Raw genomic sequence first — 13,785 nt, 5'->3', positions numbered from 1 at the left:
TCTAAGAAATTAACCTTTGTTTCTAGCTACCTTAGCTAAATCGTTAGCTGCAAGCTTACCCGTATATAAAGATCCTTGAATCCAGCTAGGGGTTGATGAAACATGCTCTCCGGCAAAGAAAACCCTACAATTGTATTCTGGTTTTAATAAACTATCTCCAAATATTCTTTTTTGTTCTGGTGAATATTTGCACACAGCCCCTCTAGACCATTGCTCATTATTCCAAGTTAAATATTTTGAATCCTGAACTATAGAATCTAAATATTCATTTGGTAATCCATGTACAATCTCAACCTGTCTCTTAACAATTTCATTATGAACCGCAGGATCAGTATTCCCCAAATAAATGGCTTCTCTTGCTTGATTATATGACGCTATTAGTACACCAGGATCACTTGACTCTCCACCATAAGCGTGATCAGATGGATATATTATATTAATTATAGACATATCGGTAAGTGAGTTCCCTCCATTAATCCCTCCATACTCAGCATCTTCCTCCCAAAAACGCTTCTTACACAAAAATAGCGTTTTTTGACTATCTACATAATTCAACTCCTTAATTGCTTGCATTTTTATATTAGAAAATACAGGATCAATTTCTACAGTCCTAAGAGTAGAGTAAGGAATAGCACAAACAACATAATCAAAATTTTCATAAGATTTTTCTGTAGAATTTTTATTATTATATTTTATAAAAACTTTATCGCTATCTTCAGATTTATATATTCCAGATACCCAGTATCCAAGCTTCCATTTAACAATTCCTAAGCTATCCAATCCCTGATTAATATATTCTTTTGGGGTTTCTGTAGTTAAAGATTTATAAAATGCTAGTGGAAGATTTGATAATCCACCTTCTATTCTATATACATATTCTAAATCAACAGGATAATTTTGTGATAAAAGATGATTATACGATATATCCATAAGAGGAGATAAAGTTGGATCAACGCTTGTTATAAGTTGAATAGCTCCAGGGCTTAGACCTAAAAACTCAAAATTCTGACGTAGGCTAATATTTAATAACGGAGCATATTCAGGATTATATACAGATAAAATCTTCAGTATTTCACTTCTTACATAAGGAGATAAGTTTTTCATTGGACTATTCATTGCGTAATCATAAAGCTCTCTCCAAGAAGTATTTCTTTCAGTTGGAGTTAAATTAAATTTGGGATAAAAGTGTTTTTCAACTTCTCCATGATAATTTCTAATTCTAGTATTTTTAACATATATAAATCCATTTGGATCTCTTTGAATAAAAACATCTGTATTAAGTTTAAATAAATTGATGTAGTGCCAAACACTTTCATGGGATACTGGAATTCTCATAGCTCCAAGTTCACCGTAAATTTTTTTATCCTCATCAAAATAATGAGTATAAATTCTTCCACCAATTCTTTCATCATTAGCTTCAAATATCGTAATATCGCATCCAAGTTTTCTAAGTTCAAATGCGGCCGCCATTCCAGCAACTCCAGCACCAATAACACCTATTTTTCTTCCTTTTAAACTTCCAGCTGGCGAATAATTCAAAATATCAGGCGGCGGACTTAGAAGTTTAATTATGTTCTCAAAGTCTTCTTCTCGTCCTGCTGTTGATAAAGCTCTTTTAAGTAGCTTATATCTGGCATCATCACTTGGATTTGGAGGTTGATTTATAAAATGATTTGTTTCCATGTACTCAGATTACTCCTAATAATTACTATATTAATAGATATTATTTAAAAGTAATTATTAGACTTAAATTTTCTATTTTTGATATAATTTTGCCTTTATATTTTTTAATTCACCATTAACTTAATTAAGCATAAAATAAAAAAAAGAAATAATCTCTAACCCGATATAGAGATTATTTCTTCTTGACATCAATTGATGTCTTCTTTATCTTACAATAAAGAAAATGTTTAGTATATGGGGGACTAAACTAATAAAGAAAGTAATTTAAAATTTAATATTTTTAGGAGTAACTTTCTCTATTAGCTTTATTATAGCCCTAAATTTTACATTTATTCAAATAATCAAATATTTATCAAAATTTAATTTTTATGTAATAATAATTTATAATAAAAGGAGTATAGTATAATTATATCATTTTTAGGGGGATAATCATGAAAAGAAGGTCAAAAGCAAGAAAAAAGAAAAAAATTATAGCTAGGTATGTAGTATTTTGTTTATTATTAGTAATCGTTGGTTTTTTTAGTGGTAAATACTTGTTAACAAAGTTTTATTCTCCAAGTAGTCAAGAAGAAACAGTTCTTGCTGGAAACTCTTCTACAGATGAAAAGGATTCATCTAATGACGATTCAAAATCCAATTCAACTGATAAAGATACAACGTCTTCTAGTGAAGAATCAAACAACAATATTAAAAATGGAGATAAATCTCCTTTAAATCAAAATAATCAACAAGAAATAGATCCTATTTCTGATAGTAAAAAAGTTAAGGACATGCTAAAATCAGGAGTTTATACAAGTAAAGAAAAGAAAATCGCTTATCTAACTTTTGATGATGGTCCTTCAGTAACTGTTACTCCAAAGATTTTAGATATTCTAAATCAAAATAAAATCCATGGGACTTTCTTTATTGTGGGCAGTGAATTAGATAAGTCAGATAAAGCAAAAGATTTATTAAAAAGAATAGTAAATGACGGGAATACTTTAGCTAATCATACTTATTCTCATAACTATAAAACTCTTTATCCAGGTGGACATGTTAATGCCGCTGCCTTTATGGATGAAGTCGAAAGAACAAACAAACTAATAACTGATGTTGTAGGAGAAAAACACAAGCCTAGAGTAGTTCGTTTTCCTGGTGGACACGCTTCTTGGAAGGGTACTGAAGAAATAGACAGACTATTAGATGAAAAGGGTTATGTTTATATAGATTGGAACTCCTTAGTTGGGGATGCAGAGGGAAAGCATAGAAATAAAGAGGAACTTATTCAAAGATTTAATCAAACCAAAACTGAAAATGCCAAAAATGGAGATTTAGTTGTTCTTATGCATGACACTTACGGAAAGGAATCTACTGCAGAAGCCCTTCCTCAATTAATAAATGAATTAAGAAATGAGGGTTATGAATTTCATACCTTAATGTAGTCTATAAAGATGATTATTTAAAATAGTAATCATCTTTTTTATTTCTTATACTTTTTTATAGCATATTGAGACATATTAACCATCTAAGTTTATTTTTTCTTTATATATTTTATTGAGTTATGCTTAATTATTTTATATAATTAAATATAACTATAAAAGGAATTAAAAGAGTAGAATTTAAATGAGGTGAAACTTGATGAATGCTAAACATATAGATCCCTTTGTAGAATCTTTTGTTAATGTGATGCCGCAAATAGGTTTATGTAATGTTGAAAAAAAAGGAATAATACTTAAAGATAATTTTATATCAAGTCCAGGAGTTATGATTGTTTTAGACATAATTGGTGATATTAAAGGAAATGTTATTTACGGAACCACTGTAGATAATGCTAAAAAAATTGCTTCTATTATGATGATGGGTATGCCTGTAAATAACTTTGATGAATTAGCTCAAAGTGCCATATCAGAACTTACTAATATGCTTACAGCCAATGCAGCCACTACCTTATCTTCCCAAAATATTTCAATAAACATTTCAACTCCAACCTTAATTGATGGAGACTTTAAGTCTAACTCAGACTTAGCAAAATTAATATCTGCTGAATTAGCAATAGATAATATGGATTTTCAAGTTAGTATTTCTTTGGATCATGGATATATAAATTAAACTAAAATAGTGGAGAAAAATTTCCACTATTTTTTATTGTATAAATATCTTTCCTAAAGTTTAAACATTCATATAAAATGAAAAATTCACATTATTTTATTATAATTTGTTGTATTTTTGTTATATTATAGAAATAAGTGAGTATATATAATATTATTAATGATGAATTTGAGTTCAGACATTAAAATATTTGCTTTAGGGGGTTATAATATGGATAATATCGTAGAAACATCTTATATTATAGAGAATAATGGAAAATTAGAATATATAAGTGAAGATTTTTTATGTTTATCAGATTTTAGCAGAGAGGATCTAATTTCAAAAAAATTTTTAGATGTATGGGACAATAAACTTAAAATTAATATAAAACTAGAAACTCTAGGTGAAGTACAAGAAGCCTTTCTATTTACTAAAAACTTAGAGGTTAGATTTGTAGTTATTACTAGATCCAAAGATAATTTAATAGGTGGAGATAAATATTCTATCTCCGAAATACCACAATCAAGATTTGAGTATAATAATATGTATTTAGAAGAAATATACAAATCCAATATATCTGGAATAGCTGTATATAGCATACCAAACATGATACTTATTAAAGCAAATGAGAAATATTTAGATTCTCTTGATGAACCTTTTAATAATAAGTATGAAAGCTTAGGAAAAAAAATCGAACATATAAATACAGGCTGGAAAGGCAGTCTACTAGAGAAAACTTTTAAAGAAGTTGTTGAGACTAAAAAAGCTGTTCAAATTAAAGAATATCTTCATAAATTTTTCCATAAAGATCCAGCATATTGCGATTTAATTATTACCCCCTTATGCGCTAGTGGTGAACTAAAGTATTTAGTGATAAATACTTTTGATGTTACTACTCGGGTATTAAATAGGCTAAAAATTTCCGAACAGTTAAATACAATAAAACTTAAAAACTTAGAGCTTATAAAAAAAGAAGAGGAATTAAACCTAAAAAATGAAACATTAAACTCAATATTAGACAATATTTATGATTGTTTAGCAGTTGTAGATGGTAATGGTAAATACTTGAGTTTAAGCAAAACTTTAAGAGATTATATTTACTCAACTACAAATAAAGAACTTAGGTATATTGGCGAAACTTTAGATAGCGGTTCTGAATACTATGACATACATGGGAACCTACTTTCAAAAGAGGATTTACCAGTTTCGAAAGTCATAAAAGGAATAACTGTAAAAAATCAAATAGTTGTAGTAAAAAAAGATGATAAAAATTTTTATTTAAATTTTACTGCAATACCTGTTTATAAGGATAAAGATAATATAAAGTTTTGCATATTAGTTTGCTCTGATGTTACTAAAACTTTTGAATATGAAGTTCAATTAAATATTAAAAATAAAACTCTTCTAAAAGCAGAAAAAGAGAAAAACCTTATTCTAGAGCAGTCTATGAAAACAAAAGATGACTTTCTTTATTTTATTACGCATGAGTTTAAAACACCTATGTCTGTAATAAACTTAGCTATACAAGCAATAGAATCTATTTGTAAAAATGATCTTACTCCTAGAATAAATAATTATTTAAAAGTAATTAAGCAAAATACAAATAGGCAATTAAGACTAGTCAATAACCTTCTAGAAGTTACAAGAATTAATTCAGGTTATATTAAAATACACGAAGATGCCTTTGATATTGTATATGTACTGAATTCTTTAGTTGACTCAGTACAACTATATGCAAAACAAAAAAATATACATCTTACCTTCAAATCTCACTTCAATTCAAAAAATGTATTATTAGATGAAGAAAAATTAGAAAGAATTTTATTTAATCTTTTATCAAATGCTCTAAAATTTACTCCAGAAGGTAAATCTATTTCAGTGAATTTATCTTCTGAAGTAATATCTAAAGAAGAATTACTTGTTATTAAAGTCAAAGATGAGGGCATAGGGATACCTAAAGAAAAGCAAAAAGTTGTTTTCGAACGCTTCGGACAAGTTGATAGTAGTTTATCAAGTCAAGCAGAAGGGACAGGTCTCGGACTTTATCTTGTTTGTCTGTTAGTTAAAACTCTTAAAGGAAACTTGAAATTAGAAAGTGAGTTAGGAAAGGGGAGTACCTTCACAATAAAATTGCCCATTAATTCGTCTCAACCTAAAAAAATCTTTAATGATTCTTTTGTCTCAAGGGATAGCAGAATAATACAGGCTACGGAAATTGAATTTTCGGATATTTATTTCTAACTTATACAGATAACTTGACATATTTATCTTTAGAAGGTAAAATTTTATTGTGCACTAGGGGAGCTGTTAAGGCTGAGATGAATTTATTCAGACCCTTGAACCTGCACTGGGTAATGCCAGCGAAGGGAAGTGAGAAGTAATATGAGACTTAATCTATCTTAGATTAGTTATTAGATTATTAGCTCTTTTCGAAGTGGTATTATCACTACTGCTTTGAAAGGAGTTTTTTTATGCAATTTTCTGAAAGATTATTTTTAAAAGGAAAACCTATATGGAATTCTTGTTTAGAACATCCATTTTTAAATGAGCTAAGCCAAGGTATACTTCCAGAGGACAAGTTTTGTTTTTATATAAAACAAGATTCTGTTTATTTAATAGACTATATAAAATTATTTGCTTTAGGAATGGTTAAATCTAGTTCACTTAAAGATATGCAAGCTTTTTCAAAATGTGCGCATACTATAGTAAATATTGAGATGGATGGTCATATCGAGTTTGCTAAAAAATTTAGTATAACAAAAGAAGATCTAGAAAGCACGGAACCAAACTCCAGTAATCTATCTTATACTAAATTCATGCTGCAAGTATCAACAGAAGGTGGTCTTCCAGAACTTACGGCTGCTTTGCTTCCATGTATGTGGAGCTATGCTTATATAGGTAAAGCTTTAAGCAACAATAAAAAAGCATTAGCTCATCCTCTTTATAGGGAATGGATAATGACATATGCAAGTGAAGAGTATAACAGTGAAAATAATTGGTGTATAGATCTTATGAATAGAATATCAGAAGGATTGCCTGAAAGGGAATTACTAAAATTAGAAGAAATTTTTGTATTGTCCTCTAAATATGAATACATGTTTTGGGATTCATGTTATAAAAAAGAAAGTTGGAGCATTTAGATGAAAGCCTTAGAAATAGAAAATCTAACCTTTAAATATAATGATACAAATAAGCTAATCCTAGAGGATTTATCTTTTAGTATTAATAAAAATGAATTTATAACAATAATAGCCCCTAGTGGTACAGGCAAAAGTACTCTTTTTAGACTTATTTTAGGCCTTCTAAAACCTAACAGTGGCGCAATAAGAGTTAGTGATATCAAAGGAAAAAATATAATAGGATACATGCCGCAAAAGGATTCTTTAATGCCTTGGAGAACAATCTTAGATAATGCTGCTATAGGTTTAGAACTAAATGGACTTAGTAAAAAAGAAGCTAGAAAGAAAGTTTCTACATATTTTGAGAGCTTTAACTTAAGAGGCACAGAAAATCTATATCCTCATGAATTATCTGGTGGTATGAGACAAAGAGCTTCTTTTTTAAGAGCTATCGTTAATAATCCTTCATTACTTCTTCTTGATGAACCATTTTCTTCATTAGATGCTCTAACAAGGAGAAAAATGCAAACTTGGTTACTAGATCTATGTCAAAAAGAGAAAAATACTGTTTTTATGATAACACATGATATAGATGAAGCCTTACTTTTGTCAGATAGAATACTAATATGTACAGAGCTTCCATATAAAAATTTAAAATCCATAGATGTAACATTACCTAGACCAAGGAATTATGATACAACTCTGACTCAAGACTTCATAGCTTTAAAAAAACAAATTTTAAATATTTTAGATAGTTTTGAAAACATTAAGGAGGAGTTTTAAAATGAATATTTTTAAGAAAACTTTCCTCCCTTTGATTATTGGAACCTCTATACTCTTAGCTTGGGAGTTTTTAGTACCGTTTTTTGATATACCAAACTTTATTTTACCACGATTCTCAAAGGTAATAGAAGCTTTATGGAATCAAAAGGAGATATTATATAAGCATTCATTAGTAACTTTAGGAGAAGCATTATTAGGTCTTAGTATATCAGTAATAATAGGTGTATTGTGTGCTTTTTCTATATATTCTTCTAAAAGTATCAGTAAAATATTATATCCTATTATTGTGGTTTCTCAAACTATTCCTATTATAGCCTTATCGCCAATTATGGTAATGTGGTTTGGATATAGTATATGGTCAAAGGTTTCGGTTGTTATTTTATTTTGTTTTTTCCCAATTGTAGTTAGTACCTTAGATGGACTAAACAGTGTAGACAAAGATTTAGAAGATGTCTTAAAAGCATTGGGGGGAAGCAAAACCCAAATATTTATAAAACTTCACATGAATTCAGTACTACCAAACTTTCTAAGTAGTTTTAAAATATCAGCAACATACAGTATTGCTGGTGCCAGTATAGGAGAGTGGTTAGGTTCTGATAAGGGACTTGGAATTTATGTAAAAAGAGTAGCCGGCATGCTTCAATCGGATGCAGTTTTTGCTGGTATTTTGGTTTTATCCTTTTTAGGATTGTTTTTGTTTTCAATTGGTCTTTTATTGGAAAAAATTTTATTAAAATATAGAAGAGGAATAAAGGAGAATACTTATGAAATTAAAAAAATTTAGTCTTATTTTATGCTTAATCATGTTAGTAAGCTTTACGTTATTGTCTTGCACTAAAAAAGATTCAGAAAAAAATGTTGATAACTTAACTGAAATGAACATACTTCTAGATTGGTATCCAAACGCAGTTCATTCTTTCCTATATGCTGCAGAAGAGCAGGGATACTTTAAAGAAGCTGGCTTAAAAGTTAATTTAATAACTCCAGCTGGTACAGAAGACGGTATTAAGCTAGTAGCTACTAATAAAGCTGATTTAGCTATAAGCTATCCAAAACAAGTTATTTTATCTAGAGGAGAAGGAATCCCTGTTAAATCTGTTGGAGCAATTGTTAGAAGTTCTCTAAATCAACTTATGGTTCGTAAAGATTCTGGAATTAAAACTTTAAAAGATTTAGAAGGTAAAAAGATAGGTTTTCCTTCTTTTGAAATTGATAAAGAGACCATTAAAGAAATGGTTAAAAAGGCTGGAGGCGATCCTTCTAAAATAGATTTTGTAGATGTTGGCTATGATTTAATGGCATCTATGCAAACTAAAAGAGTAGATGGAATTATAGGCGGATATATTAACCATGAAAAGATACTTTTAGAAAAAGAAGGTATAGAACTTTTAACTTTTAATCCAGTAGATTATGATGTCCCTAATAACTATGAATTAGTATTTATTGCAAGTGATGATGCTTTAGATAAAAATAAGGATAATATCGAAGCCTTCCTAAAGGCTGCAAAAAAAGGATATGACTATACAGTAGCTAATCCTAGCAAAGCATTAGATTTAGTTCTTAAAATTCAAAATGAAAGTTTTCCATTAGAAGCGGATATAGAAAAACAAAGCTTAGATATATTAATGCCTTTAATGGAAGATAAGTCAGGTAGTTTCTTAACTCAAGATGAGGAAAATTGGAAAAATAATATTAAATGGTTAAAGGATAAGGGATTGCTTAAAGGTACAGTAAACCCTAAAGATGTATATTCAGAATTGACTAACTAAAAAGTAAGAGATAGTTGAGCTATAAGTTTCAACTATCTCTTATATATTTCACATAAACTTTACATAGTTATCACATTCGTGAAACATCTTAATGATTTAATATATATGTACGTGAGTAATATTTTTTATGATCCCCCTCATAAATATATATTAATAAAAAGCAATTAGAAACAATAACTAATTGCTTTTTATATTTTGAAAATAAAATAATATAAATTATGTTATAATTAATGTAAAAGATTACTTAAAAGGAGATTTACTATGGGATTTTCAAAAGAGTTTTTATGGGGTGGAGCAACTGCTGCTAATCAATATGAAGGCGGTTATTATTCTGATGGTAGAGGTTTGGCTACCTCTGATGTTATAACTGAAGGTGATTTACACACTCCAAGAAGAATTACATTTAAACTTGAAGATGGAACTACTTCTTCTGTTCCACGATTTGAAGCTTTACCACCAGGAGCTATTGGTTATATTGACAAAGACTTTTATTATCCAAGCCATGTAGCAACAGACTTCTATCATCATTATAAAGAAGATATTAAGCTACTTGCAGAAATGGGTTTTAAATGTTTTAGAATGTCTATAAGTTGGACAAGAATTTTTCCTAATGGAAATGAAGCTGAAGCAAATGAAAAAGGATTAAAATTTTATGATGAAGTATTTGATGAATGTTTAAAATATGGCATTGAACCTGTGGTTACTATATGTCATTTTGACATTCCTAAATACCTAGCTGACAAAATGGATGGATGGTTAGATAGAAGAGTTGTAGACTACTTTGTAACCTATTCAGAAACTTTATTTAAACGTTATAAAAATAAAGTTAAGTACTGGATGACTTTTAATGAAATCAATTTATTAAATGGATATACAACATTAGGCACTAGAAATACGGATGAGCAAACTCGTTTTCAAGCAATTCATCATGCATTTATAGCTAGTGCTAAGGTTGTGAAATTAGGACATGAAATAAATCCTGATTTTAAAATTGGAATGATGCTAGCTTATATATTGTCATATGCAGAAACCTGTAATCCTCTAGATGTTCAAGAAGATATTGCTGGCTCTAGAGATCTTAAATATTTCTTTAGTGATGTACAATGTAGAGGCTATTATCCTTCTTATAAACTAAAGGAATTTGAAAGAAAAGGTATTATTATAAAAAAAGAACCTGGAGATGATGAGATACTTAAGGAGGGAACCGTTGATTATTTAGCTTTTAGTTATTATAACTCTCATGTATCTTCTTCTAATAAAGATTTAGAGACTACTGAAGGAAACATATTTAGAGTAGTTAAAAATAAGTATCTTAAAGAATCAGAGTGGGGCTGGCCTATAGATCCAGTTGGAATAAGAGTTTCTCTAAATTATTTATATGATAGATATCAGCTTCCTTTATTTATTGTTGAAAATGGTTTAGGTGCTACAGATGTAGTTGAAGCTGATGGTTCAATAAATGATGATTACAGAATCAAGTATTTAAAAGAACATATAGAAGAAATGAAAAAAGCTGTTGAAATTGATGGCGTTGACTTAATGGGATACACACCTTGGGGTTGTATCGACCTAGTATCAGCTGGAACTGGTGAAATGAAAAAACGTTATGGGTTTGTTTATGTTGATATGGACGATAGGGGAAACGGAACTCTTAAACGTAGTAAAAAGAAATCCTTTGGATGGTATAAAAAAGTAATTGCATCAAATGGTGAAGATTTAGAAATGATTTAATCTAAAGTAGGATTTATTCCTACTTTTTTCTATTTTCATATATGTTATAATTAACTCTAAGAGGAAGTGATTAATTAATGATTTCTTTATTAGAAAAATCCATAATTATTGCTACAAAAGCTCATAGTGGCCAATTTGACAAAGGGGGAAGTCCTTACATTTTGCATCCTTTAAGGGTAATGCTTTCTTTAGATAATGATGAGGATAGAATCGTCGGAATACTTCACGATGTATTAGAAGATACGAGTATAACTTTACAACATTTAGAGGATAATGGGTTTCTCGGTGAAATAGAAATTCTTGATGCATTAGTTAGCATCACAAGGAAATCAAATGAGTCTTATAAGGACTTCATATTAAGAGTTAAATTAAATCCTATAGCTCTTAGAGTAAAATTAGCTGATCTTAGAGACAATATGAATATCTCAAGAATTAATAATCCAACTGAAAAGGATTTTGCAAGAATAGAAAAATATAAAAAAGCATATAAGCTTTTAACTGATTAAACTAAAATATTAATTGAACATTCCTAAATATTATTTTTACAAGAATTTAATTTATTATTCTCGCTTTGATTCTATATCTTTTGTTATAATAATTAGATAAAGATGTAAAATTTAATATTAGGAGGAAATTATGAAGCTACTTTATAGAATTCTATTTATATTACATTTAATCATTGGAATTGGCGCTATGTTTGGTGGACTAGCTGCTATTACCAATCCTAATAATCCAGTTGGAGTACCAACTTCAATTCTTAAAAACTCTCCTTTTTCTAACTTTTTGATACCTGGCATAATCTTATTTACAGTTATTGGTCTTGGAAATCTTTTAAGTGCATTAACTCTTTCTTTAAAGTCTAATTATCAAGGATATATAAGCAGTACTTTTAGCTGGGCTTTAGTTATTTGGATTATTGTACAGTGCATTATGCTTGGAGATATTGTTTTCTTACATGTTCTATTTTTTACACTAGGATTAATCCAGGCCATTTTATCAGCCATTATACTATTTAATAAAAATCAATTCCCAGCTAATATAATTAATAACTTTTTATCAAAATAATTTGCTTAAATCTAGTGTTTATTAAAAACAACTGATAAAATTTATTGGTTGTTTTTATTTGCTTATATATTAAGCATTAAAATCCTTTACATCCATCTGAATATATTGGTAAAATAGTAAAGATGAAATAAAATAACAAGGAGGGTAAAATAATGAAAAATATTAATATTGGTAATGGAAAAGTTCAAGGCTCAGAGATTGCTCTTGGATGCATGAGAATGGGTGCACTTAATAAAGATGAAGCAGAGAAAGTAATTAAAACCTCACTTGAAGAAGGAATAAACTTTTTTGATCATGCGGATATATATGCAGGTGGGAAATCAGAAGAAATTTTTTCGGAGGCTATTAATTTAACCTCTGATTTAAGAGAAAAAATCATACTTCAAACGAAATGTGGTATTGTTCCAGGAAAAATGTTTGATTTTTCTAAAGAACATATATTAAATTCTGTAGATGGAAGTCTTAAAAGACTTAAAACCGATTATGTAGATACTTTGCTTTTACATCGTCCAGATACTTTAATGGAACCTGAAGAGGTTGCTGAAGCTTTTTCAAAATTAAAAGAGAGTGGTAAGGTTAAACACTTTGGTGTGAGTAATCAAAATCCAATGCAAATAGAATTACTTAACAAATATTTAGGTGACAATTCTATAATAATCAACCAACTTCAATTCAGCATAATGCATACTGGAATGATTGATTCCGGAATAAACGTTAATATGAAAGTAAATAATTCTATAGACAGAGATGGAAGTATATTAGAATATTGTAGGCTTAAAGATATAACAATCCAAGCCTGGTCCCCTTATCAATACGGATTTTTTGAAGGTGTCTTTTTAGGAAATGAAAAATTCCCTGAACTAAATGATGCTATTGATGAATTAGCTGAGAAAAAAGGAGTAACCAATACGGCTATTGCTACTGCTTGGATTCTAAGACATCCAGCTAAAATACAAACTGTTGTTGGTAGTATGAATTCATCAAGAATAAAAGATATATGTAAGGCATCCAGAATAGAATTAACAAGAGAAGAGTGGTATAAAATCTATTTAGCTGCTGGAAATAAGTTACCTTAATAAATTATAATAACCTCTTAGTTTAAAACTATGAGGTTATTATAATTTACTTTACATAAATCCCAATTGTTAACAAGAAAGTAAAAAATTCATATACTAGTATTAATAAATAAATCAACAAGCAGATTGTTTTTAGCTCTGCGAGCTTCTACAGCAATAAGATTCAATGAATTTAATGAAGCTCTGCGAGCTTCTACAGCAATAAGGTGTATAAATAATTCATATTATGGGGATGATTATGAAATAATATGAAAAGGAGATTTATTATGAGTAATATAGAGAAAGTATTAGAAAATGAAATCGAAGAATTAAAAAAAAGTTTATATAATTCTAATGATAGATTAAAAATTCATTATGAAATCGAAGAAAAAAAACAAGAGTTGATTACCCTAAAGTCTGAAGGTAATATCTGTTGCAAATAAAATTTTATCTATCTTTCATTAAAGTCATTTAATCTTCTGGGATCAGTATATTATAATATTATTTGGTAAA

The 13,785-nt window shown here is 28.9% G+C and carries 13 protein-coding genes and 1 riboswitch; of the genes, 12 read left to right on the top strand and 1 reads right to left on the bottom strand.

Translation table 11 applies throughout. The features are described 5' to 3' along the window. Positions 1 to 9: 9 nt before the first annotated feature. Positions 10 to 1,683: an NAD(P)/FAD-dependent oxidoreductase gene (locus tag L1S49_RS14455; RefSeq protein ID WP_238905737.1), complete on the bottom strand. Its 1,674-nt coding sequence runs from the start codon at positions 1,681 to 1,683 to the stop codon at positions 10 to 12. A gap of 431 nt (positions 1,684 to 2,114) precedes the next feature. Here L1S49_RS14455 and L1S49_RS14450 point away from each other — a divergent pair, with 431 nt between their 5' ends. From L1S49_RS14450 to L1S49_RS14395, 12 genes are all read left to right on the top strand, one after another. Continuing rightward, positions 2,115 to 3,104 (top strand): polysaccharide deacetylase family protein, encoded by a 990-nt coding sequence (locus L1S49_RS14450; RefSeq protein WP_238905735.1) that lies wholly within the window; start codon positions 2,115 to 2,117, stop codon positions 3,102 to 3,104. A 196-nt stretch (positions 3,105 to 3,300) separates the two neighbouring features. Next, positions 3,301 to 3,771 (top strand): chemotaxis protein CheX, encoded by a 471-nt coding sequence (locus L1S49_RS14445; RefSeq protein ID WP_238905733.1) that lies wholly within the window; start codon positions 3,301 to 3,303, stop codon positions 3,769 to 3,771. Positions 3,772 to 3,981: 210 nt separating this feature from the next. After that, positions 3,982 to 5,991, top strand: coding sequence for a HAMP domain-containing sensor histidine kinase (locus L1S49_RS14440; RefSeq protein ID WP_238905731.1), 2,010 nt, complete (start codon positions 3,982 to 3,984; stop codon positions 5,989 to 5,991). A 46-nt stretch (positions 5,992 to 6,037) separates the two neighbouring features. Continuing rightward, positions 6,038 to 6,136: riboswitch (TPP riboswitch) on the top strand. Between the two features lie 85 nt (positions 6,137 to 6,221). Next, positions 6,222 to 6,890 carry a thiaminase II gene (tenA, locus tag L1S49_RS14435; RefSeq protein WP_238905728.1) on the top strand — a complete coding sequence of 223 codons (669 nt, stop codon included), beginning with the start codon at positions 6,222 to 6,224 and terminating at the stop codon, positions 6,888 to 6,890. Continuing rightward, a complete protein-coding gene (locus tag L1S49_RS14430; protein WP_238905719.1) occupies positions 6,891 to 7,652 on the top strand; it encodes an ABC transporter ATP-binding protein in 762 nt (253 codons plus the stop codon). It abuts the gene before it with no gap. Position 7,653: 1 nt separating this feature from the next. Beyond that, entirely contained in the window at positions 7,654 to 8,436 is a 783-nt protein-coding gene (locus L1S49_RS14425) for an ABC transporter permease (RefSeq protein WP_238905718.1), read from the top strand. Next, positions 8,417 to 9,421 (top strand): ABC transporter substrate-binding protein, encoded by a 1,005-nt coding sequence (locus L1S49_RS14420; RefSeq protein WP_238905716.1) that lies wholly within the window; start codon positions 8,417 to 8,419, stop codon positions 9,419 to 9,421. The genes L1S49_RS14425 and L1S49_RS14420 overlap by 20 nt, the downstream gene beginning before the upstream one ends. Positions 9,422 to 9,682: 261 nt before the next feature. Further along, positions 9,683 to 11,152: a family 1 glycosylhydrolase gene (locus L1S49_RS14415; protein ID WP_238905714.1), complete on the top strand. Its 1,470-nt coding sequence runs from the start codon at positions 9,683 to 9,685 to the stop codon at positions 11,150 to 11,152. Positions 11,153 to 11,229: 77 nt separating this feature from the next. Continuing rightward, on the top strand, positions 11,230 to 11,658 hold the full coding sequence (locus L1S49_RS14410; protein WP_238905712.1) for a GTP pyrophosphokinase: 429 nt from the start codon (positions 11,230 to 11,232) through the stop codon (positions 11,656 to 11,658). Between the two features lie 130 nt (positions 11,659 to 11,788). Beyond that, on the top strand, positions 11,789 to 12,217 hold the full coding sequence (locus tag L1S49_RS14405) for a hypothetical protein (RefSeq protein WP_073016227.1): 429 nt from the start codon (positions 11,789 to 11,791) through the stop codon (positions 12,215 to 12,217). Between the two features lie 152 nt (positions 12,218 to 12,369). Beyond that, positions 12,370 to 13,293: an aldo/keto reductase gene (locus L1S49_RS14400; RefSeq protein WP_073016225.1), complete on the top strand. Its 924-nt coding sequence runs from the start codon at positions 12,370 to 12,372 to the stop codon at positions 13,291 to 13,293. Positions 13,294 to 13,559: 266 nt separating this feature from the next. After that, a complete protein-coding gene (locus L1S49_RS14395; protein ID WP_175550831.1) occupies positions 13,560 to 13,715 on the top strand; it encodes a hypothetical protein in 156 nt (51 codons plus the stop codon). Positions 13,716 to 13,785 lie beyond the last annotated feature (70 nt).

It is taken from the genome of Clostridium sp. YIM B02506, from assembly GCF_022324845.1.
Classification (GTDB): domain Bacteria; phylum Bacillota; class Clostridia; order Clostridiales; family Clostridiaceae; genus Clostridium_T; species Clostridium_T intestinale.
This window is presented reverse-complemented; position numbering and strand designations above follow the sequence as displayed.